This is a genomic window from Burkholderia sp. Bp8984 (assembly GCF_003853755.1).
Classification (GTDB): domain Bacteria; phylum Pseudomonadota; class Gammaproteobacteria; order Burkholderiales; family Burkholderiaceae; genus Burkholderia.
In genome coordinates this window covers 191,953-214,108 of sequence record NZ_QTQN01000007.1, presented here as the reverse complement: position 1 = coordinate 214,108, position 22,156 = coordinate 191,953, and the positions used below count along the sequence as shown (strand labels likewise).

The following is a 22,156-nucleotide window of genomic DNA, read 5'->3' as shown; positions in this document are numbered from 1 at the left end:
GCCCGGCGCCTTTTTCACGGTGCGTGGTGCGTGGTGTGCGGTATCAGGCGGTTTCCACGAACGCGTAACGGCCCTCGACCTTGCGCGGCGTGAACCAGCCGAAGTCGGGGAACAGCCGGTTGCGGACGAACCAGACGTAGCCGACCAGGATGACCGTCACCCCGAGGGTCGGCAGCGCGGTCGACGGATCGCGGCCGAGATCGGCGATGGTCTTCGGTACCTGCAGCAGCGACAGAATGATGAACGCGTGATATGCGCCGACGCGATGGGTCGCGAAGCCCCAGATGAACAGCAGCGACAGCGGCACCGTCAGTGCGAGGAACAGCGCCGCGGCGCCGATGCTGAGTGTGTCCACCAGGATGAGATAGGCGAGTGCGACGCTGATCACCAACTGCGCGACGCCGAGCCCGATCAGGACCCGCGTATGCACCTTGTTCTTCCTGCACAGCTCGGGGTCGGGGCGCGACGCGATCAGGCGCGCGAGCACGCGATCCTTGAGGCCCTGTCCGGCCAGCTCGGCCAGCACGTCGGCTTTCCTCGCACCCGCGGACAGCAGCGCCGCGATTCTTGTCTTGGCTTCCTTCTTGTTCATGATGATGCGAATTATTGTTCGGTGGTTGTCAAATGGCCCGGCCACGCGAATATTGCATCTTGTGCGACGGTGCGCAACGATTTTGCCGCGGGCGGATACATTCCTACAGTCGCCGCGCACGCGGATCAATCGGTAGCAGTCGACGTGGATGCCGCTGGGCGCGCTGGCGACCTCGACCGTGAGTCCGTTGCGCATGCCGGCGGCTCGCGCCGCCGCGTCGCGCCCACCAGCATTCCCGCGACGACGAGCGCGATGCCGAGGAGTCGCGTGCCGCCCAGGGTCTCGCCGAACAGCGCGACCGCGAACAGCACGGCCGAGACCGGCGCAACCGCCGTGAACAGCGCGGCTTCGGTGCCGCTCGTGCGCGCCGAACCCGCATACCAGCACAGATAGCCGAGCACGGTCGGCACCAGCGCGTAGTACACGATCGCCGACACCGCGCCGACGTTCCAGTTCGTCGCGAGCGCGTGCCATTCGAACGCGGCCGGCACCAGTGCGAGCACGAAGCCGAGGCCCGACATCGCCGTCGACAGCGTGAGCGGCGGCAACGGCGCCGACAGCCGCCGGTTGAGCAGGATGAACACGGCCTCGCATGCGACGGCCGCCAGCACCAGCGCGTCGCCGGCGAGCGTCCGGAGCGACGGCATGGCCTGGCCGGGCGCGAACGTGACCAACAGCACGCCGGCGGTGGCGAGCGCGGCCGCGCTCCAGTCGCGCCGCGTCTGCCGCTCGCGCAGCACGACCGCCGCGATCAGCGTCGACATCGCCGGCAGCGTGCCGAGCATCACGCCCGCATCGACCGGCGACGACAGCTTCGTGCCGCTGATCAGCAGCACCGTATAGCCGACCCCGCCCGCCGCAGCCTGCACGACCAGCAGCACGGCGTCGCGTGCGGAGAGCCGCGGCCATCGCAGCCGCTGCGCCCGCATCAACGCGAACAGCAACGGGGTTGCGATCAGGAAGCGCAGCGCGGTGGCGGCGAACGGCGGCAGGCCGCCGGCCGCGAGGCGGCTCGCGATGACGGTGCTGCCGACGCCCGCCATCGCGGCGGCGAGATAGAGATAGCCGATCAGTCGTGTTTTCATGTGCCGCATGGTCGCGTGCGGCGGCGCGGGCGTCTTGAACGAAATTGCAGCGGCGCCGGCGAGCGGAGCGGGTGAGGGGAAGGGTATTGCGCTCGGTGTCCCCGGATGACCGGTGGCACCGCCATCAAGCGTCATCGTTGGTGCTGAACGGCGGCGATCGGCGACGTCGCGCCACGGCGGCGGCCGTGCCGGGACCGTGACGTCCGTCAGCCGGCCTGCGTGAATCGTCCCGGCGTGATCCCGAACTGGCGTGCGAACGCGCGCGTCAGGTGGCTCTGGTCGGCAAAACCGGCTTCGGCCGCGGCATCCGCGATCGGCCGGCCGCTCGCGAGCAGTGCCCGCGCCAGCCGTGTGCGCGACTGCACCAGATACGCGTGCGGCGTGATGCCGAGTTCGCGCGCGAACCCGCGCAGCAACTGGAAGCGGCTCACGCCACTCAGGCCGGCGAGTTCGGCCAGCGAGACGGGTGCGGCGGGCGCCGCATCGAGCCGCTCGCGGGCCACGCGGATCGCCGGCGCGACGCCGGCGGCCGGCAGCGCCCGGTTCGAATGCCGCGCAAGCAGCCCGGCGACCAGTGTCACGAGCGCCTCGTCGCGGGCGAGCGGCATGGTATCTCCTGCGACGATTCGAGCATGCAACCGGCCGAACGCGGCCGCGAGCCGCGCGTCGCGCACGGCCGGATGCGCGAGCTCGACGCCGCCGACGCCTTCTTCCGCCGCGACGCCCGCGACCAGCGCCGGCGCGAGGTACAGCATCCGCCAGCGCCGGGCCGTGCGCGTCCCGATCGGCATGCCGTCGTGCATCTCGCCCGGATTGACCATGATCGCGTCGCCGGCCAGCGCGTCGACCTGCCCGCGGCCGCTCCAGGACCGGTGCGCGCCGCTGACGATCACGCCGACCCCGAATTCGTCGTGCGCGTGCCGCGGAAACGTGCGGTCGGACTCGAGGCTGATCGCCTCGATGCCTTCATCGGTCCGTCGGTAGTGGGTGACACGGTGCATGGGGGCTCCTCGCGCCGGCAGCGGCGCGGATCACGTGCACTGTAGCGCGTTCCGGCGGCGCGCGCCCTTCATCCTTTTGGCCGATACCGTTCGGCGCGTGCAGCCCGCACCATGTGCACATGAGCAGCGTACACGGCCCGCCGGGCCTGAAGCTGCGCGGGAGACGGCAGGTGGAACGACAGGATCCGGTATTCATTCAGGTTGGCGCGCTCGCGGACGGCTTTGCGCCGGACGCGAACATCCTCACGCCCGTGAACGCGCTCGTCGGGCGGTCCCTGGCCCTTGGCGACGCAACGGGCGCATGGCGCGTCTATACGTTCGAGGCGGGTGCGCTGCAATGGTGCGATGCGGCGACCGACACGGGCGGCCGTGCGCCGTGCCGCGTCACGCGGCTGCGCGACGACCTGTACTTCGTCGACTACATCGATCCGGTGGCGCGCGCGACGTCCGTCAGCCTCGTGATCGACGTCGGCCGCGGCGTGTGGACGTCGGTGATCGGCACGCTGCCGACCGAGGCCGACACGCATGTCGACGCGTTCACGCGCGTCGCGCGCGGGTTGCCGCTGACTGGCGTCGACGCGGCATTCCGGCACGGCACGCTCGGCGGCCATGCGCAGCCGGGCCCGTTGCATGGGCCCACGCGCGAACTGATCGGCAAGCGGACGATGTATCGCTACAGCCCGACCGAATGCTACGAGCACATCTACCTGAACGAGAACTTCTACGCATGGCAGTGCCTGCAGGGCGTAGAAGGCGGGCTGGCGGACGTGGATCGCTGCCATTACTTCAGGATTGCCGATGAACTGTATCTGTTCGTGTGGCGCGAAAAAGTGGTGCCGACGCTCGGCGTCGTGCTGATCGACCTCGCGCAACGCAAGACGGACGGCAAGATCTTCGGCTATCAGGGCGGCGACTTCGGCACGTTGTCGAACTTCCCGATCGGTGCGCATGCGCAGGTGCTGAACGAAACCGTGCATCCGCTCGGCGGCGAGGCGCAATGATGAGCGCCGTGCCGGGCAGCGCCCGCCTGCGTGCGGATTTCAGCGGACGCGTCGTGCTGGTCACGGGCGCCGCGCAGGGGATCGGCGCGGCAATCGCGCGCCGTTTCGCGGAATCCGATGCATTCGTCGCGCTCGCCGATCTCAACGGCGATGCCGCTGCCGCGCAGGCGGACGCGCTCGCCAGTGCGGGCGGCGACGCGCGCGCGTATCGCGTCGACGCCGCGAGCCGCGACGAACTCGGCGCGCTCGTCGCGGCGGTCGAGCGCGACGGCGGCCGGCTCGACGTCGTCGTTCACAACGCCGCGTACTTCCCGCTGACCCCGTTTGCGCAGATCGACGAGCCGATGCTCGAACGCACGCTGTCGGTCAACCTGTCGGCGCTGTTCTGGCTCGCGCAGGCCGCGCTGCCGGTGTTCGAGCGTGCGGGAGCGGGGCGGCTGCTCGTCACGTCGTCGGTGACCGGGCCGCGCGTCGTCTATCCGGGGCTCGCGCACTACGCGGCGTCGAAGGCCGGCGTGAACGGCTTCATCCGCGCGGCGGCGCTCGAACTCGCGCGTCGCAACGTGACGGTCAACGGCGTCGAGCCGGGGATGATCCGCACGCCGGCCGCCGGCAATCTCGGCGACGCGTCGGTCGCCGCGCAGATCGCGCGCGACATTCCGCTCGCGCGGATGGGCGAGCCGGAGGACGTCGCGAACGCGATGCTGTTTCTCGCGTCGGCCGATGCGGCGTACATCACCGGGCAGACGATCGTCGTCGACGGGGGCGCGACGCTGCCGGAGAGCGGGGCCGTGCTGGGCGACGGGTAAGCGGAGCGTGCGCGATCGTGCGATCGCGGCCGTCGAATGTGCCGGCCGCGGTGTCGTCGGCCAAGCCGCGCACCGTCGCGGCTACAGCCAGCCGTTGCGGATGAACTCCACGATCGAGTATCGGCGAGGTTCGAGTTCGTGCTGCCGGACGGTCTCGACGATCCGCGACACGCCGTCCGCGTAAGGCGACGCGCCGTACACGCGCGATTCGAACTGCAGGCTGCATGCGCCATCCTCGATGCGGATCCGGTGGAACGCATGGCGGCCGAGCTGATCGTCGGGAATCTGCAGGGCGTCGCGCTGTTCGTCGGGGTCGCGCACGGAGCGGATGTCCTGCGCCGGCACGCCGAGCGACTGGCCGATGCCGACCGCGGTGCCCGGCACGGACGTCTTGCCGGCCTGGTGCGACTCCGTCACGCTGATGCGGCAGTCGCGAAACAGATGACCGCTGGTTTCCAGCATGCTCATGAACTTCAGCATCAGGATGTTCGTATTCGGACAAAGCACGACGGGGAAGTCGTGCGATCCGGTTTCGAGCTCGGAGCCGGTGGACAGCTCGACGAGCGGCGAGCCCGTTGCGCGGCAGAATTCGATCGCGGCAGGTAGCTCGCGGCCGGATCCGGCGTGCACGACGATCGAACGCGTCTCGGTGCGTGCGGGGTCCGACCAGGCCGTCACGCGACAGGTTGCGGGGTCGAGCCGGTGCGAGCCGAGCAGTTCGGTTGCCAGCTTGCCGGTGCCAACGACGAGTACTTGCATGGGATAGACGGGTTGAGGTTCGGGTTTCGTTACGGAAACGGCGCGGGCCGTTCAAGGACCCGGCGCGATCACGGGGCACCGCGCGGCGCACCGTGTTCGCGCATTATGCCCGGCCGTCGGCTGTCCGCTGTCCGCTGTCCGCTGTCCGCCGTCCACCGCCCACCGCCCACCGCCCACTGCTCACTGCTCACTGCCCACTGCCCACCGTCCACCGTCCACCGTCCACCGCCCACCGCCTAACGCCTACCTCCTGCCGTCCACCGTCATGCGCGGTGCGCGCCTTCATGGCTGCGGATCAACCGAGCGGCTGCGTTGGCGGTGACGCATTTATCGCCGTGCGCACGCGGCATGAACGGCGCTACGCTGTCGAAACGGTGGCCACGCGCGTCCGTGTCGGTACCGGCATCGCCCCGAACCACGTATCATCCAACCCCCTCGACCCAGGAGAGCACATCGATGGAACACGACCTGAAAGGCAAGGCAGTCGCGATCACCGGCGGATTCGGCCATCTCGGCGTCGCCACGGCCGCCTGGCTCGGCCAGCGCGGCGCGCGCGTCGCGCTGATCGGCCGCGGCGCGCCGCCGGACGCGCAGGCGTTGCCCGGCGTGCCGGCCGATGCGCTGCGCATCGGCGGCATCGACCTCGTCGATCCGCAGGCGGCTGCGCGCGCCCTTGAAGCGGTGAATCGCGAATTCGGCCGGGTCGACGCGCTGCTGAACATCGCGGGCGCGTTCGTCTGGCAGACGATCGCCGACGGCGACGCGGCCACGTGGGACCGCATGTACGAACTGAACGTGAAGACGGCATTGAACGCGTCGAAGGCCGCGCTGCCGTATCTGGTGACGAGCCGGGCTGGCCGCATCGTCAACATCGGCGCGGGCGCGGCGTTCAAGGCGGGCACCGGGATGGGTGCCTATGCGGCCGCGAAGGCGGGCGTCGCGCGGCTCACCGAGGCGCTGGCGGCGGAACTGCTCGATCGCGGCGTGACCGTGAACGCGCTGCTGCCGAGCATCATCGACACGCCGCCGAACCGTGCGGACATGCCGGATGCGGATTTCACGCGCTGGGTCCGGCCCGAACAGCTGGCGGCGACGATCGGGTTCCTGCTGTCGCCCGACGCGCAGGCGATCACCGGCGCATCGATTCCGGTGAGCGGTCGCGTGGCGTAGTCGGGAGCGGGTTATCGCATTCGAGTGCGGCGGCGGGGCATGCGAAATCGCGCACGCGAGATTTCCGCGATCGTCGCGATTTCGATCAGATCCGGCCGTCGCCCTGGATCGCGGCCATCGAGAGGGCGCCGAACGGCGCCCGGCGTTCCGGCGGATTCACTGCTTCGGCCATGGCGCGATTCCTGTCGGTGCGGGATGCGCGGCTGCGCCCGGTGCGTGCCTGCATGCCGCTGACCATCACCGTATACTGGGCGTTCCACACCATATGACTGAAGCCGTGACCAAGCCTGCCTCCGCGGATACGCTCGCCGACGATCCGCGTCCGACCCCGCCCGAACAACCCGAACTGGAAGACTGCTGCAACAGCGGCTGCTCGCCGTGCGTGTTCGACCTGTACGACGAAGCGCTGGCGCGCTATCGCGTCGAGCTGGCCGAATGGGAAGCACGGCACGCGCAATTCAAGCATCACCAGTGAGCCCGCCGCCGGCAAGCGGGCGCGCATGCCGCGATTCGCTGCCGGGGCGGGCTTCCCTGGCCGGCGTCGTCACGCGATGGCGCGCCCCCGCCGATGCATCGGCCCCAATGCGGCCGACAACGCGACGCACGCCAGCAGCACGGCCGCCAGCGCCCACATCGCCGTCCTGAACCCCTGCACGTAGTCGAGCGCACGCGGCTGCGCGCCGAGCCGCGCGAAGAACAGCCCGCCCAGCGTCGCGGCGCCGACGGCCGCGCCAATCTGCAGCATCGCGGTGACCATGCCGGATGCGACCCCGGCGCGCGCCGCGTCGACTTCCGCGAGCACGATCCGCACGACCGACGGCAGCACGAGGCCTTGCCCGATGCCGATCGCCGCGATGCCCGCGTAAAAGCCCGGGCCGGGCGCATGATCGCCGGCCAGCGCGGCGGCGGTCGCGACGCCGGCCGCGAGCATCGCGAAGCCGAGCGTGAGCACGCGATAGCCGCCGAACCGCTCGACGAGACGCGGCATCAGCAGCGGGCTCGCGAGAAAGCCGATGCCGAGCGGCAGGATCGCCAGCCCCGACGCGAGCGGCGACCAGTTCAGGCAGCCTTGCAGATAGATGCCGTAGCTCAGGAAGAACGCGCTCAGCATGTAGAACAGGAACGCGAGCGTGAGCCCGAGCGCGACGACCGGATTGCGCAGCAGGCGCACGTCGAGCAGCGGGTCGCGGCCGCTGGCGAGCCGGCGCGCTTCGACCGCCAGCAGCGCGCCGAGCATCGGCAGCGCACCGACGACGCACGCGATCATCCACAGCGGCCAGCCCGCCTCGCGTCCGTGCGTGAGCGGATAGACGAGCATCAGCAGGAACAGCGACAGCAGCACCGTGCCGGGCACGTCGATGCGCTGGCCGCGCGGTGGCCGGCTTTCCGGGATGAAGCGCCAGCTGCCGAGCAGCGCGAGGATGCCGATCGGCACGTTGACCAGGAAGATCGCGCGCCAGCCGAGCCCGAACGGATGCAGGTCGATCAGCGCGCCGCCGCCGAGCTGGCCGATCACGGCCGCGAGGCCGAACACGAAACCGTAGAAGCCCATCACGCGCACCTGCTCCTGCGGGCTGAACACGCTGCGGATCGTCGCGAGCACCTGCGGCGCGAGGATCGCGGCGAACAGGCCCTGCAGCACGCGGCCGCCGACCAGCACCGCGCCGCTGCCGGCGAGCCCGCACAGCGCCGACGCGACGACGAACCCGGCCATCCCGATCATGAACATCCGCTTGCGGCCGTACAGGTCGCCGAGACGCCCGCCGGTGATCTGCACGACCGCGTTCGCGCACGCGTAGGCCGACACGACGAGCTGCAGCTCGGCCGGCCGCGCGCCGATGCCGTCGCGGATGGCCGGCAGCGCGAGATTCACGATGAAGTAGTCGAGCGGCGGCAGAATGGCGCCGACCAGCAGGACCACGAGCGCCCAGCCGTGATGGCTGCGCGGCGGTGTCGCGGCAGCCGCGCCGGCCGGCGCGCAACGGGCGAGGGTGTTGTCGGTCATGAAAGGAAATCCGGAAGAATGGCGGCCGCAACGCATGCCGAATCCCGTGGAAACGGGTTCGGCGGGCCGTTGAACCGATATTCTGCGGACCGCCGATGAATCGGAAAAGCGGGAATTGGTGGTAGCATCCATCGGGTTATTCGATGGATGGAGGGTGCGATGCGCGGTTTCGATCTGGATCAGTTACGCACGTTCGCGGCGGTGGCGGATGCGGGCAGCCTTACGGCGGCCGCGCCGCTGCTGCATCTGTCACAGTCGACGGTCAGCGAGCAGGTGCGCAAGCTCGAGTCGCGCGCCGGCGTGCCGCTGTTCGTGCGCAGCAAGCGCGGCGTCGAGCCGACGCCGGCCGGCGCGCGCCTGCTGCAGCATGCGCGGCGCATCGTCGCGCTGAACGAGGCCGCGTTCGACGAAGTGCGCGGACAGGCGATCAAGGGCGAATTGCGCGTCGCGATCACCGACTACTACCGGACGCATGAAGTCGCGGGCCTGCTCGCGCGGTTGCGGGAGTGCTACCCGCAACTGAGCCTGCATGTGAGCGCGATGAAGAGCGCGGAGATCGAAGCTGCCCATGCGCGCGGGCAGATCGATCTTGGCGTCGTGATGAACCTGTCGAGCGGCCCGTTCCGGCCCGCGTCGGCCGATACGCGCTGGGTGCTGCGGCGCGAGCCGCTGTCGTGGGTCACGTCGCCCGCGCTCGCCGAGCAGTTGCCCGAGCCGTTGCCGCTCGTGCTGCTGCCGGACGACTGCATGATGCATCAGATCGCGGTGCGCTCGCTCGACGAGCAGCACGCGCCGTACGTGCTCGTGCACAGCGCGTCGGGCGTCGCGGGGCTGCAGTCGATGCTGGCGGCGGGGCTCGGCGTCGGCTGCCTGTGCGCGTCGGCGATCGGCGAGGGCCTCGTGCGGCTCGGCGCGAAATACCGGCTGCCGACGCTGCCCGACGCGGTGTTCTCGCTGACGCCGCCGATGCCGGGCGAGCGCGAGACGGTCACGCAGGCGCGCGAGGTGCTGTCGCGGCAGTTGCTGATGTAAAGCGTGAAGCACGCTTGCGCGTCGGCGCAGCGGCACGTATTCGACGGGAGTCGGTACCGATGAAAATATCGAGAGATTTCGGGATCGTCGTTCGACGCGCGGCGCTGGTCGAGAAAGACGTCGACCTGTCCGCGCTCATGCGCGAATTCAATTTCGCCGACTGTTTCGACGAGTCGGACCGGCTGGTGTCGCTCGGCCCGTTCTTCGGCGGCGACGCCGTCGATGCGTGCATGAGGTCGCTCGAACGGCGCGGGCTGGTCTACTTCGACGATTTCTTCATCGTCGAGCAAACGTATCCCGGCTGGTGCGAGCTGGAAGCGTTCTGAACGTTGCGTAGCAGGGGGCGATACGCATGAACGACGAACTGAAAAGCGAGATGGCCGCGCGATTGGCGCACGCGCTCGAGCGGGTGATCGACGAGCGCTCGCTGATCCGTTTCCTGCGCGTGCTCGGCCATGACTGGCACAAGGAGCGCCAGCTCGAGGCCGACTTGCCGCCGGCGCCGTATGCGGCCGCCGCGCTCGGCTGGGAAAACCGCTCGATCGGCGAGTACCTGGAGGCGATGGTCGACTGGGCCGAGGCGTCCGAGGAGGGGCTGCGCTGCTACGACCTGCCCGACAACCCGTGGCGGCGCATGGCCGACATCCTGTTCGCCGGCAAGATCCACGAATAGCGCGCGCCGCGGCGATTCGCGCGTGCGGCGGGCGGGAACGGCCTAGTCGGCCGTCCCTTCGGCATACGCACGCAGCCCGTTCGCCAGCGCATCGAACACGGCCCGGCAACGCGGGCTCGTCCGCAGATCCTCGTGCATGACCATCCAGGTTTCCAGTTTCGTCGCGGGCCCGTCCGGCAGCACGCGCACGAGCCGCGCATCGCGCTGCGCGAGCCGGTTCTGGCAGAAGCCGATCCCGTAGCCCGCGCGAATCATCGCGAGCTGCGCGAGATTGCTGTCGGTGCGCAGCGCGAACGCATCGCGGTTCCACAGCGGCATCCCGCGCCCCGCCGCGCGGATGAACGGCGTGACCGTATCGAAGCCGATCAGCGCGTGATGGGCGAGTTCGTCCGTCGATGACGGCGTACCGTTGCGCGCCAGGTAGTCGTCGCGCGCATGCAGCCCGACTTCCAGCGCGCCGATGCGCCGCGCGACGAGCGCCTCCTGCGCGGGCGGCGCCATCCGCACCGCGATGTCGGCCTCGCGATTCAGGACGTCCTGGATGCGGTCGGTCGGCACCAGTTCGATCACGAGCCCCGGATGGTCGCGCCGCAACTGCGCGAGCATCGGCGGCAGCACCTCCACCGCGATCACGTCGCTGGCCGAGATCCGCACGGTGCCGCGCACGCCCGCGCCGTGGCTCGCGGCCGCGCGCTCGAACGCGGCCGCCGCGCTGCGCAGCGCCTCGGCATGGCCGCGCAGCGCCAGGGCCGCCTCGGTCGGCAGCAGCCCCGACGGCGAGCGCGTGAATAGCGTCTGGCCGAACGCGGCTTCGAGCGCCGCGACGTGGCGGCCGGCCGTCGGCTGCGTGATGCCGAGCGCGCGCGCCGCGCCCGACAGCGAGCCTTCCGTCAGCACGGCGAGGAAGGTGCGGTAGCGTTCCCAGTTCAGATCGATGGCCATGCATAAATGTATAGCCGATGCATCGGGTTAGGCAATTCCTTGTTAGGCTGCCTCGCGCCAGAATGGGTGCTGACAACGGTTCATTCACGGAGAACGGCAATGACGGCGAACGCAGGCGGGACGCAACGACAGGCACTCGTGCTCGGCGCGAGCGGAGGTATCGGCGGCGAGGTCGCGCGTCAGTTGCGCGATGCCGGCTGGCAGGTGCGCGCGCTCAAGCGCGGGCTCGACGCCGAGACGGTGGAGCGCGACGGGATCGCGTGGCTGCGCGGCGACGCGCTCGACCGCGAGGCGGTGGTTCGCGCGGCGCGCGGCTGCAGCGTGATCGTGCATGCGGTGAATCCGCCCGGCTACCGGAACTGGTCGACGCAGGTGCTGCCGATGCTCGACAACACGATCGCGGCGGCGACGCTGGCGCAGGCGACCGTCGTGCTGCCGGGGACGGTCTACAACTATGGCCCCGACGCGTTTCCGGTGCTGCGCGAAGAAGCGCCGCAGCATCCGGTGACGCGCAAGGGCGCGATCCGCGTCGAGATGGAGCGGCGGTTGCAGGCGGCGACCGCGCAGGGCGTCCGGACGATCATCGTGCGGGCCGGCGATTTCTTCGGGGCGCACGCGGGCAACAACTGGTTCGGGCAGGCGCTCGTCAAGGCCGGGCGGCCCGTCGCGGCCATCAGCGTGCCGGGCCGGCCGGGCGTCGGCCATCAATGGGCGTACCTGCCGGACGTCGCGCGCACGATGGTCGAGCTGCTCGAGCGGCGCGACACGCTGGCGCCGTTCGCGCGCTTCCACTTCGGCGGTCACTGGGACGCGGACGGCACGCAGATGGCGCAGGCCGTACGCCGCGTCGCGCAGCGGCACGGGATGCGCCCGACGGTGCGGCGTTTCCCGTGGTGGCTCGTGTGGGTCGCGGCGCCGTTCGTCACGACGATGCGCGAGATGCTCGAGATGCGCTATCTGTGGCGCGAGCCGCTCCGGATGGACAACGCGCGGGTGACGGCGGTGCTGGGCCGCGAGCCGGTGACGCCGCTCGATACGGCGGTGGAGGCGACGCTGGCCGCGCTGGGCTGCTTGCGATGACGGCGAGCGCTCAAGGCGGGTGACGGGGCCGCGTGCGGGTCATGTTCTTTATTGCCTGCGCACCCGCCACCGTCCTTTACGCGACAACCGGCAATACCTCGACCTCGTACCGGTGCCGCAGGCTGCGCCCGAGCACCGGATCGTGGAGTTCCATCTCGAACGCGTCACCGTCGCCCATCGCCGCGATCGCGCCGTGTACGGCGACCGTGCCGCCGAACATCGCGCAGCGCGCGGGCATCGTGCGCCGGTCGTCGAAGCGATGCCACAGCGCGGCGGGCGCAAGCAGCCCGCTGACCGCGCCGTGCTGATACGCGATGCGGCTGCCGCCGGGTTTGATCCACCACGAACGCATCTCGATCGCATCCCAATGATCGGCGACGTCCGCATGACGCCACGCCTCGCGGCCGAGTGGTTTCGCGCACACCTGTTTCGACACCGCGACGCCGTAGGCCTCGACTTCCCGATCCGTATGATCGGAGCCGACCGTCACCAGCGTGCCGACCGGGCTGTCGATCAGCACGCACTCGATCTCGCCGCCCGAGCGTGCGCCGAGCACGCCGATCGACGGCGCCTGCGTGAGCAGCGCGGACGACACGCGATAGAAACACGGCGTGGCCGACGGCGGCGCGACACCGAGCGCCGCGAGTTCGTCGATGTGCGCGCGGATCGCAGCCGGATCGCGGCCGGCCCAGCCGGCGATCACGACACGTTCGATCTCGACGTCGACCTGGGCGGGCGCGCCTTGCAGGGACATCACGTTGAACGACAGGGCTTGCATGCGGGTATCCGTTCGAAGTGCGAATGAGTGAAACGACCGGCGGGGATGTTCAATCCGCGAGCGGCCGGTGCGCGGTCTCGCGCGCGGCCAGCAGCGCGATCGACGTGACGACGAGCGCCGCGGTGACGTACAGCGATACGGCCGTCGTCGTGCCCGTCTGGCGGAACAGCGTGGCGATCACGAGCGGTGCGAAGCCGCCGCCGGCGATGCCGGCGAGCGTGTAGGCCAGCGACGAGCCCGCATAACGCACGCGGGTCGGGAACTGTTCGGTGACGAACGCGCCTTGCGGGCCGTACATCACCGCATGGATCACGAGGCCGATCGCGACCGCCGCGACGATCGCGCCCGGCCGCGCCGAATCGAGCATCGCGAAGAACACGAACGCCCACACGATCCCGGCGATCGCGCCGGCGAGGTATACCGGACGGCGTCCGAAGCGGTCCGACAGCGCGCCGAAGAACGGCACCGCGAGCGCGTTGCAGGCCGTGCCGATCATCACGGCCGTCAGCGCGACCGGGCGCGACAGGTGCAGCACGGTCGTCACGTAGGTCAACGTGAACACGACGATCAGCGCGTACAGCACGTCGGAGCCGATCCGCGAGCCGCCGGCGATCAGCAGGCGCCGCCAGTGACACTTCAGCACTTCGGCGACAGGCACGTCGGCGGTCGCGTGGGACTCGGCGAGCTGCTCGAACTGCGGCGTTTCGTCGACGCCGCGCCGCAGCCAGAAACCGAATACGACGAGCAGCGCGCTGGCCGCGAACGGCACGCGCCAGCCCCACGACAGGAAGGCGTCGGACGTGGTGGAGAGCGTCACGAGCGCGATGCAGCCGGTGCCGAGCAGCGTGCCGAACGACGGGCCGATCTGCGTCCACGACGCGGACAGTCCGCGCCGTTTCTGGTCGCCGTGCTCGACCGACAGCAGCACCGCGCCGGCCCATTCTCCGCCGAGCGCGACACCCTGCACGAAGCGCAGCGCGACGAGCAGGATCGGGCTCAGGATGCCGGCCTGCGCATAGGTCGGCAGCGCACCCATCAGCGCGGTCGTGACACCCATCAGCACGAGCGTGAGCATCAGCACCGCGCGGCGGCCGATGCGGTCGCCGAGGTTGCCGAACACGAAGCCGCCGAGCGGACGCGACACGTAGCCGACCGCATAGGTCGAGAACGCGAGGATCGTGCCGGCCAGCGGATCGACCGACGGAAAGAACAGGTGGTTGAAGACGAGCGCGGCGAGCGTGTTGTAGATCGTGAAGTCGTACCACTCGAGCGACGTGCCGATCATGCTCGCGGTCGCGAGTCGGCTGTTGCGGACGCGGCGGGGCGCGTGGGCGGCGGGCTGGGCGAGAGTGCTCATGGTGTCGGGCATGTCGTGAAGAAGGACGGGGGTGACGCGCGGGGACCGATGCGCGGGCCGCGTGTGGATCACGGACGGCGCGGCCGGTGGCGGCGTCGGCGTTCAGGCCGGCAACGCGGCGGCGGCTGGTTTTGCTTGGGCGTCGCGACTGGCGGCCGGCAGCGGCGCGGCGGCGCGCCACAGCAGGTCGAAGGTGCGCACGTCGTCGTGACCGGCGATCGCGGCGGCGACACGGCGCGTGGCCGCGGCATCGCTGCCCTCGATCAGCACGAGCGCGTCGGCGGCCGGACGCGCGGCCGCATCGGCGCCGATCGGCGCGGACAGGTCCGGCGCGGTGCGGAACAGCCGGGCCGCGTGGATGCCGGGTTCGTGCAGCGCCGCGTCGAAGCGCTCGCGCAGGTGCGGCACGTCGACGCGCTCCGGCGGCAGCACGAACAGCGCGAGATGCATGCCTTCGCCGTCGCCGGCCTCGATCGTCAGGTCGCCGACCCGCCGCTGCGTGCCCGTCATCCGTTCGAAGTTCGCGAGCGACCACGCGGTCTGCTGCGTGAACGCGCGCCGGTACGCGTCGCTATGGAATACGTCGAGCGTGTCCGTCACGTACAGCGCGAGGTACTTGCGCGGGCCGCCGTCGGTCGCGCGAAACCGCCGCGCATGCGTGAAGCCGGGAATCGCGACACGCTCCTGCATGTGCTCGCGGTCGTACCACGCGTTGAAATCGGCTTCGTGCGCGGGATCGATGTCCGTCCAGACGCAGAGCTGGCCGTGCGGAAGGGAAAGGCGGGACATGGCGGGTTCCTTGTGACGGGGTGTGTCAGGAACCGCAGTGTCCCGAAGACGGGCCGCACCCGTCCAACAAGAAAACAAATTCGCGGTGAACAGGTTTTCTTATGAGCGACGCGGGCGGCGTTTCGCCGGGGGGGCGGGCGACGCGGATTGGAGCGTGCGTTTTGCCGAGGCGGGTCGGGCTTTTTTCGCCGAGCGGGCGGGGGACTTGTCGACGATGTCGGCCTCGGCCTTTGCCGATGCGGCGGGCTTCGCATGACTGGAAGCCGCCGGCATCGCGCGCGCGACTTCGCTCGCCAGTTCCGCGATGCGCGCGGCGACCGGCAGCCCCTGCGTGCGATACGACGCGACGAGCGGCAGCGCGGGGAATTCGGGTTCGACGTCGAGCAGTTCGAGCGCGCCTTCCTGCAGTTCGCGCCCGATGATCGCAGGCGGCAGCGCGGCCACGCCGAAACCGTCGGCGACGAGCCGGATCATCGCGGCGACCGACGTGATGCAGTTGATGCTGGCCGGCCGCTCGACGGCCGCGAACAGCCGCTCGATCGTCGCGTGCGGGCCCGAGTGGCGCGAGAAGCTGATGATCGGGTACGCGGCAAGCCGCGCGACGTCGAGCCGTTCGCCGCCGAGCCCGAGACGCGGGCTCGCCGCCCAGCGCACCGGGAATTCGCACAGCGGCAGGTTCGTGAAGTCGGGGCCCGGCACCGGGTCGGTCTGCAGGATCAGGTCGACGCCGTCGGTGCTCAGCAGGCGGATCAGGTGCAGGGTCGTGTCGCTGGTGATCTCGACGTCGAGGCGCGGATAGCGCTCGCGCAATTGCGCGATCAGTGCCGGAAACCAGCTGTGGACGATCGACTCGATCACGCCGATCCGGATCAGCCCCGCGTCGCTCGCCGCGTCGATGTCGCGCCGCATCTCGCTGTCGAGCCGCACGATGCGTTCCGCGTACGCGAGCATGCGCCGCCCCGCGGGCGTGAGCGTCGCCGAGCGCGTGTTGCGGTCGAACAGCCGCACGTCGAACGCTTCTTCCAGCGACGCGATGCGGCTCGACACGGCCGCCTGCGTCGTGTGCAGTTTCTCGGCCGTGAGCCGGAAGTTCTCCAGCTTCGCGAGCCAGACGAAGGTTTCTAGAAACCGGATGTTCATGGAATTCCGATCGGTGAGGCAGGGCCGCGCAGGGGCGGCGGGATCGGTCGATGTTAGCGGATTTCCGGGGCGGGAAGCGTGCGCGGCGTGGTGCATGCGCCGGGCGAAGGGACGGGCGGTCGCGTGCCGGCGGGCGAGCGCGGCCGCCTGTCACGATGCGCGCGCGGGCGATGCGTCCCCGTGCAGTGAAGATGCGTGGTGCGGGCGGCGTATCCCCATGCATCAAAGCGTGTCGAATGCGAGGGTCGGCACGTCGACGACCGTTGCGCCGCCGTCGGCGACGAGCGTCGCGCCCGTTACGAACGACGCATCCGGTGATGCCAGGAATGCGCACACGGCCGCGATCTCGTCCGGATCGGCCGCGCGCCGCAGCGGCACGTCGGCGCTCACGCGGGAATACGCGCCGTCGAGCGTGTCGCCGTATGCGGACATCAGCGGTTCCATTTCCGCATCGGCCATCGGCGTGCGGACCCAGCCCGGGCACACAGCGTTCGCGCGCACGCCGTGCGGCCCGTAGTCGCGTGCCAGCGATCGCGCGAGCCCGAGCAGCGCATGCTTGCCGACCGTATAGCCGCATACGCCGGGCCCGGCCGCGAGCGCGGCGATCGACGCGACCAGCACGATGCTGCCGCGCTGCGCGATCAGGTCGGGCAGGCACGCGCGTGCGCTGACGAACGCGGTGTCGAGGTTCGCATGCAGCGCGTCGCGCCATTGCGCGTCGTCGGTTTCGTCCGCGCGGCCGAGACCGTGGCCCCCCGCGCACGCGACGAGCGCATCGACGGGGCCGAACCGCCCGGCGATCTCCGGCACGAAGCGGGCCCAGTCGGCCGTGCTCGCGGCGTCGCCGGCGAGCGCGAGGCCGCCCGTCTCGGCGGCGAGCGCGTCGAGCGGCGCGCGGCGCCGCCCGATCAGCACGACGTGATCGCCGCGGGCGGCGAAGCGGCGCGCGCACGCGGCGCCGATGCCGGTGCCGGCGCCGGTGAGCACGATCGTGCGGGGTTGCGGGTGCGTCATGTCGTTCTCCGGAAGGGCGTTCCGGTCACTTTAGGCGGCACGGATGAACGCCGGTATCAGCCGAAAGGATGAACGTGAATGAGTAGCGATGGCCGGCGATGACGTAACGCCGCACGGCGAGGCGCCCGCGTTTCTGCCGTTCCGGATCCGGGGCGAGCGTGCACCCGCCCGCCGGGGGAGCCGACTGATATTCGGACGCCTGACCAGTCCGGAATCCGGACGTCCCGAGGTTAGCCGCCTACCCGAAGCAACCCGCTTCATCCGATGGGCGCCCCGCCTGGCTTGACCGGGGCGCGCCGACCGGCCGGATCCACCGAATGGCACGGTTGTTGCCTCCTTGCAGATGAGCCGACGCCCGGGATCGAACGATGACCCCGTTCGAACCGGAGCGCGGCTCATCACGACTTCAATCATTGGAGACATCACCATGGAAGGACTTTCGCAAGTCCAGGTCTTGGGCATCGACGCGGGCGGCACGATGACCGACACCTTCTTCGTGCGCGAGGACGGACGGTTTGTCGTCGGCAAGGCGCAAAGCAATCCGGAGGATGAATCACTCGCGATCTTCAACTCGTCGCAGGACGCGCTCGCGCATTGGCAACGCGACGTCGACGACGTCTATCCGGAACTGGTCACCTGCGTGTATTCCGGCACTGCGATGCTCAACCGCGTCGTGCAGCGCAAGGGGCTCGACGTCGGGTTGCTCGTCAACAAGGGCTTCGAGCACGTGCACCTGATGGGGCGGGCGATCCAGAGCTACCTCGGGTACGCGCTCGAAGAGCGCATCCACCTGAATACGCACCGCTACGACGAGCCGCTCGTGCCGTTGTCGCGAACCCGCGGCGTCACCGAGCGTACGGACGTCCAGGGCGAGATCGTGATTCCGCTGCGGGAAAACGAAGTGCGGCAGGCTACGCGGGAGCTCGTCGCCGCCGGTGCGAAAGCGATCGTCATCTGTTTTCTTCAGTCGCACAAGAACGCCGCGAGCGAGCGCCAGGCGCGGGACATCGTGCGCGACGAGCTGGCTGCGCGCGGCGTCGATCTCCCGGTGTTCGCATCGGTCGACTACTACCCGCAGCGCAAGGAAAGCCACCGGATGAACACGACGGTGCTCGAAGCGTATGCGGCCGAGCCGTCGCGGCAGACGCTCAGGAAAGTCAGCGACCGCTTCCGCAAGCACGGCGCGAAATTCGACCTGCGCGTGATGGCGACGCACGGCGGGACGATCAGCTGGAAAGCGAAGGAACTGGCGCGCACCATCGTGTCGGGGCCGATCGGCGGCGTGATCGGCTCGAAGCTCCTCGGCGAGGCGCTCGGCTACGACAACATCGCATGCTCGGACATCGGCGGCACGTCGTTCGACATGGCGCTCATCACGAAGGGCAAATTCGCGATCGCGTCCGACCCGGACATGGCGCGCCTGGTGCTGTCGCTGCCGCTCGTCACGATGGATTCGGTCGGCGCGGGCGCCGGCAGCTTCGTGCGGCTCGATCCGTACAGCGGGGCCATCAAGCTCGGGCCGGACAGTGCCGGCTATCGCGTCGGCACGTGCTGGCCCGACAGCGGCCTGACGACGGTGTCCGTCTCCGATTGCCATGTCGTGCTCGGCTACCTGAACCCGGACAACTTCCTCGGCGGCCAGATCAAGCTCGACGTGAATCGCGCCCGCGAGCACATTCGCGTGCAGATCGCCGAGCCGCTCGGACTCTCCGTGGAGGATGCGGCGGCCGGCGTGATCGAGCTGCTCGACCTGCAACTGCGCGAATACCTGCGCTCGAACGTCAGCGCGAAAGGGTACAACCCGACCGAATTCGTGTGCTTCTCGTATGGCGGCGCGGGGCCGGTTCATACCTATGGCTACACCGAGGGCCTCGGCTTCAAGGATGTCGTCGTGCCGGCGTGGGCGGCGGGCTTCTCGGCATTCGGCTGCGCGTGCGCGGATTTCGAGTATCGCTACGACAAGAGCGTCGATCTCGCGCTGCCGCAGCTCGCGTCCGACGCCGAGAAGGCGCAGGCCGCGCAGACGATCCAGAAAGCCTGGGCCGAACTGACCGCCAAGGTGATCGACGAGTTTCGCATCAACGGTTTCGGCGAGCGGGACGTGATATTGCGGCCGGGCTTCCGGATGCAGTACATGGGCCAGCTCAACGACCTCGAAATCGAATCGCCGATCGCGGGCGCGTCCGGTGCGGACGACTGGGACAAGATCGTGACGGCCTTCGAAGAGACCTACGGCCGCGTGTACGCGAGTTCCGCGCGCTCGCCGGAGCTGGGTTTCTCGGTCACGGGCGCGATCATGCGCGGCATGGTCGTCACGCAGAAGCCGGTATTGCCGGAAGACGCCATTGCCGGCCCCACGCCGCCGGCGGACGCGCGTATCGGCACGCGGCGTCTGTATCGGCACAAGCAGTGGCATGACGCGGTGATCTGGCGAATGGAGTCGCTCAAGCCGGGCAACGAGATCGCGGGGCCCGCGATCATCGAATCCGACGCGACGACGTTCGTCGTCCCGAAGGGCTTCGCCACCACGCTCGACAAGCACCGCCTCTTCCATCTCAGCGAAGTCAAGTAAGGAGACATGCGATGAACATGATGTCCAGCCAGGAAGTCGGCTTCGCCGATCTGCTGAAGAACGGCCAGACGCTCAAGCAGTTTCGCGACGGCATTCTCGAGCGCACCGCGCAAACCGGCCATTACAACGGGCTCGAACGGCTCGAGCTGCGCGAGCGCGATCCGATCCGCTACGAGAAGATCTTCTCGAAGCTGCGCGGCGGCCTCGTGCATGCGCGCGAAACGGCCAAGAAGATTGCCGCGAGCCCGATCGTCGAGCAGGAAGGGGAGCTGTGCTTCACGCTCTACAACGCGGCGGGCGATTGCGTGCTCACGTCGACCGGAATCATCATCCACGTCGGCACGATGGGCGCGGCGATCAAGTACATGATCGAAAACAACTGGGAAGCCAATCCGGGCATTCAGCCCGGCGACATGTTCACCAACAACGACTGCTCGATCGGCAACGTCCACCCGTGCGACATCGCAACGATCGTGCCGATTTTCGCGCACGGCAAGCTGGTCGGGTGGGTTGGCGGCGTCACGCACGTGATCGATACCGGCGCGGTGACGCCGGGATCGATGTCGACGGGCCAGGTGCAGCGTTTCGGCGACGGCTACATGATTACGTGCCGTAAGACAGGGGTGAACGACACGCCGCTGCGCGACTGGCTGCACGAGAGCCAGCGCTCGGTTCGCACGCCGAAGTACTGGATTCTCGACGAGCGCACGCGCATCGCCGGCTGCCACATGATCCGTGATCTGATCGAGGAAGTGATCGACGAGGAGGGCCTCGACGCCTACGAGAAATTCGGCTTCGAGGTGATCGAGGAAGGACGGCGCGGGTTGCAGACGCGCCTCAAGGCGATGACGCTGCCGGGCAAGTATCGCAAGGTCGCGTTCGTCGACGTGCCGTACGACCATCCGGACGTGCAGACGTCGTCGGCGTTTGCGAAGCTCGACTCGATCATGCATTCGCCGGTCGAGATGGAGATCCGCAAGGACGGCTCGTGGCGTCTCGATTTCGAAGGCGCGAGCCGCTGGGGCTGGCACTCGTACAACGCGCACCAGGTCGCGTTCACGAGCGGCATCTGGGTGATGATGACGCAGACGCTGGTGCCGACGCAGCGCATCAACGACGGCGCGTATTTCGGCACCGAATTCCACCTGCCCAAGGGCGCGTGGATGAACCCGGACGACCGCCGCACCGGACACGCTTACGCGTGGCACTTCCTGGTGTCGGGCTGGAGCGCGATGTGGCGCGCCCTGTCGCAGGCGTACTTCAGCCGCGGCTATCTCGAGGAAGTCAACGCGGGGAACGCCAACACGTCGAACTGGCTGCAGGGCGGCGGGATCAACCAGGACGGCGACATCCATGCGGTGAACAGCTTCGAGGCGTCGTCGTGCGGCACCGGCGCGTGCGCGATCAAGGACGGTCTGAATCACGCGGCCGCGATCTGGAACCCCGAAGGCGACATGGGCGACATCGAGATCTGGGAGATGGCCGAGCCGCTGCTGTACCTCGGCCGCAACGTGAAGTCGAATTCGGGCGGCTACGGCAAGTACCGCGGCGGTTGCGGATTCGAGACGCTGCGCATGGTCTGGAAGGCGCAGGACTGGACGATGTTCTTCATGGGCAACGGCTACATGAACAGCGACTGGGGCCTGATGGGCGGCTACCCGCCCGCCACCGGCTACCGCTTCGAAGCGCATCGCACGGGCATCGAGGAGCGCATCGCGCTCGGCGAGAGCCTGCCGCTCGGCGGCGATACGAATCCGGACCTGCCGGATTACGAAAACCACCTGAACGCCGGCGCGATCGTCAAGCGCGACCAGCAATGCATGACCACGGAGGACTGCTACAGCAACTACGATCTCTACCTGAACTATCTGCGCGGCGGCCCCGGCTTCGGCGATCCGCTCGACCGCGAGATCGACGCGATCGAACGCGATCTCAACAACGCGGTGCTGCTGCCCGAATACGCGCAGAAGGTCTATGGGGCGGTCGCGACGCGGGATGCCAACGGCATCTGGACGGTCGATCCGCAAGCGACCGCGCTGCGGCGCATCGAGATCCGCAACGCGCGGCTCGCGCGCTCGCAACCGACCCGCGAATGGATGAAGGGCGAGCGCGAGCGGATCCTGCTCAAGCATGCATCGACGCAGGTGCGGCACATGTTCGCGACGAGCTTCGGTCTGTCGACGAAATTCGAGCAGCAGTTCCGCGCGTTCTGGGAGTTGCCGGACACGTGGACGCTCACCGAGGACGAGCTCGACGTGCCGACCTACGGCTCGAAATTCCGCATGGACCTGTCGAAGATGCCCGACGTCAATACGGTGGTGCTGGTCGAGGAGTGAGCCGGACCCTGCGCACTATCA

At 69.2% G+C, this 22,156-nt stretch carries 21 protein-coding genes and 1 pseudogene; 10 read left to right on the top strand and 12 right to left on the bottom strand.

Going from position 1 to position 22,156, the window contains the following annotated elements:
• Positions 1–43 precede the first annotated feature (43 nt).
• The 3 genes from DID98_RS10430 to DID98_RS10420 form a co-directional block, all read right to left on the bottom strand.
• Positions 44–592: a permease gene (locus DID98_RS10430; RefSeq protein ID WP_124523736.1), complete on the bottom strand. Its 549-nt coding sequence runs from the start codon at positions 590–592 to the stop codon at positions 44–46.
• A gap of 125 nt (positions 593–717) precedes the next feature.
• The gene (locus DID98_RS10425) at positions 718–1,677 is read right to left on the bottom strand and encodes a DMT family transporter (protein ID WP_124523676.1); all 960 of its coding nucleotides are present in this window, start codon (positions 1,675–1,677) and stop codon (positions 718–720) included.
• 206 nt (positions 1,678–1,883) lie between these two features.
• Positions 1,884–2,678: an AraC family transcriptional regulator gene (locus tag DID98_RS10420; RefSeq protein WP_124523678.1), complete on the bottom strand. Its 795-nt coding sequence runs from the start codon at positions 2,676–2,678 to the stop codon at positions 1,884–1,886.
• 170 nt (positions 2,679–2,848) lie between these two features.
• Here DID98_RS10420 and DID98_RS10415 point away from each other — a divergent pair, with 170 nt between their 5' ends.
• Positions 2,849–3,679 (top strand): molybdenum cofactor biosynthesis F family protein, encoded by an 831-nt coding sequence (locus DID98_RS10415; protein ID WP_124523680.1) that lies wholly within the window; start codon positions 2,849–2,851, stop codon positions 3,677–3,679.
• On the top strand, positions 3,679–4,488 hold the full coding sequence (locus DID98_RS10410; RefSeq protein ID WP_124523738.1) for an SDR family oxidoreductase: 810 nt from the start codon (positions 3,679–3,681) through the stop codon (positions 4,486–4,488). The genes DID98_RS10415 and DID98_RS10410 overlap by 1 nt, the downstream gene beginning before the upstream one ends.
• An 81-nt stretch (positions 4,489–4,569) precedes the next feature.
• Here DID98_RS10410 and DID98_RS10405 read toward each other — a convergent pair whose 3' ends face one another.
• Entirely contained in the window at positions 4,570–5,247 is a 678-nt protein-coding gene (locus DID98_RS10405) for a dihydrodipicolinate reductase C-terminal domain-containing protein (protein ID WP_124523682.1), read from the bottom strand.
• Between the two features lie 456 nt (positions 5,248–5,703).
• On the opposite strand from DID98_RS10405, the gene DID98_RS10400 reads away from it, so the two are divergent.
• Complete coding sequence (locus tag DID98_RS10400) at positions 5,704–6,417, top strand: SDR family NAD(P)-dependent oxidoreductase (protein ID WP_124523686.1); 714 nt, start codon at positions 5,704–5,706, stop codon at positions 6,415–6,417.
• An 88-nt stretch (positions 6,418–6,505) separates the two neighbouring features.
• Here DID98_RS10400 and DID98_RS10395 read toward each other — a convergent pair.
• A pseudogene (locus tag DID98_RS10395) lies at positions 6,506–6,589 on the bottom strand (RidA family protein); the annotation flags it as partial.
• 105 nt (positions 6,590–6,694) lie between these two features.
• On the opposite strand from DID98_RS10395, the gene DID98_RS10390 reads away from it, so the two are divergent.
• Positions 6,695–6,892, top strand: a complete 198-nt coding sequence (locus DID98_RS10390) for an oxidoreductase-like domain-containing protein (RefSeq protein ID WP_409333436.1) — start codon at positions 6,695–6,697, stop codon at positions 6,890–6,892.
• A gap of 69 nt (positions 6,893–6,961) precedes the next feature.
• Here the strand turns inward: DID98_RS10390 and DID98_RS10385 are convergent, their stop codons facing one another.
• A complete protein-coding gene (locus tag DID98_RS10385; protein WP_124523690.1) occupies positions 6,962–8,422 on the bottom strand; it encodes an MFS transporter in 1,461 nt (486 codons plus the stop codon).
• A gap of 159 nt (positions 8,423–8,581) precedes the next feature.
• On the opposite strand from DID98_RS10385, the gene DID98_RS10380 reads away from it, so the two are divergent.
• The 3 genes from DID98_RS10380 to DID98_RS10370 are packed head-to-tail and all read left to right on the top strand — an operon-like array spanning position 8,582 to position 10,127.
• A complete protein-coding gene (locus DID98_RS10380; RefSeq protein ID WP_044846723.1) occupies positions 8,582–9,454 on the top strand; it encodes a LysR family transcriptional regulator in 873 nt (290 codons plus the stop codon).
• Positions 9,455–9,513: 59 nt separating this feature from the next.
• Positions 9,514–9,780, top strand: coding sequence for a hypothetical protein (locus DID98_RS10375; protein WP_124524213.1), 267 nt, complete (start codon positions 9,514–9,516; stop codon positions 9,778–9,780).
• Positions 9,781–9,806: 26 nt separating this feature from the next.
• Positions 9,807–10,127, top strand: a complete 321-nt coding sequence (locus DID98_RS10370; protein ID WP_124489058.1) for a hypothetical protein — start codon at positions 9,807–9,809, stop codon at positions 10,125–10,127.
• Positions 10,128–10,169: 42 nt separating this feature from the next.
• Here the strand turns inward: DID98_RS10370 and DID98_RS10365 are convergent, their stop codons facing one another.
• A complete protein-coding gene (locus DID98_RS10365) occupies positions 10,170–11,069 on the bottom strand; it encodes a LysR family transcriptional regulator (RefSeq protein ID WP_124489057.1) in 900 nt (299 codons plus the stop codon).
• 99 nt (positions 11,070–11,168) lie between these two features.
• Between DID98_RS10365 and DID98_RS10360 the strand changes: the two genes are divergently transcribed.
• Entirely contained in the window at positions 11,169–12,149 is a 981-nt protein-coding gene (locus DID98_RS10360; RefSeq protein ID WP_124524214.1) for an NAD-dependent epimerase/dehydratase family protein, read from the top strand.
• 76 nt (positions 12,150–12,225) lie between these two features.
• On the opposite strand, the gene DID98_RS10355 is transcribed toward DID98_RS10360, so the two are convergent.
• The 5 genes from DID98_RS10355 to DID98_RS10335 form a co-directional block, all read right to left on the bottom strand.
• Positions 12,226–12,927: a DUF2848 domain-containing protein gene (locus tag DID98_RS10355; RefSeq protein WP_124524215.1), complete on the bottom strand. Its 702-nt coding sequence runs from the start codon at positions 12,925–12,927 to the stop codon at positions 12,226–12,228.
• 49 nt (positions 12,928–12,976) lie between these two features.
• Complete coding sequence (locus DID98_RS10350; RefSeq protein ID WP_044846663.1) at positions 12,977–14,296, bottom strand: MFS transporter; 1,320 nt, start codon at positions 14,294–14,296, stop codon at positions 12,977–12,979.
• 90 nt (positions 14,297–14,386) lie between these two features.
• A complete protein-coding gene (locus tag DID98_RS10345) occupies positions 14,387–15,073 on the bottom strand; it encodes a DUF4286 family protein (RefSeq protein ID WP_124524216.1) in 687 nt (228 codons plus the stop codon).
• Between the two features lie 99 nt (positions 15,074–15,172).
• The gene (locus DID98_RS10340; RefSeq protein ID WP_124523701.1) at positions 15,173–16,213 is read right to left on the bottom strand and encodes a LysR family transcriptional regulator; all 1,041 of its coding nucleotides are present in this window, start codon (positions 16,211–16,213) and stop codon (positions 15,173–15,175) included.
• Between the two features lie 222 nt (positions 16,214–16,435).
• Positions 16,436–17,227: an SDR family NAD(P)-dependent oxidoreductase gene (locus tag DID98_RS10335; protein WP_124523703.1), complete on the bottom strand. Its 792-nt coding sequence runs from the start codon at positions 17,225–17,227 to the stop codon at positions 16,436–16,438.
• Positions 17,228–17,654: 427 nt separating this feature from the next.
• Between DID98_RS10335 and DID98_RS10330 the strand changes: the two genes are divergently transcribed.
• Together DID98_RS10330 and DID98_RS10325 are read left to right on the top strand one after the other, a co-directional pair.
• Positions 17,655–19,799 (top strand): hydantoinase/oxoprolinase family protein, encoded by a 2,145-nt coding sequence (locus tag DID98_RS10330; RefSeq protein ID WP_185500298.1) that lies wholly within the window; start codon positions 17,655–17,657, stop codon positions 19,797–19,799.
• Positions 19,800–19,810: 11 nt separating this feature from the next.
• Complete coding sequence (locus tag DID98_RS10325; protein ID WP_124489050.1) at positions 19,811–22,135, top strand: hydantoinase B/oxoprolinase family protein; 2,325 nt, start codon at positions 19,811–19,813, stop codon at positions 22,133–22,135.
• The last annotated feature ends 21 nt before the right edge of the window (positions 22,136–22,156 follow it).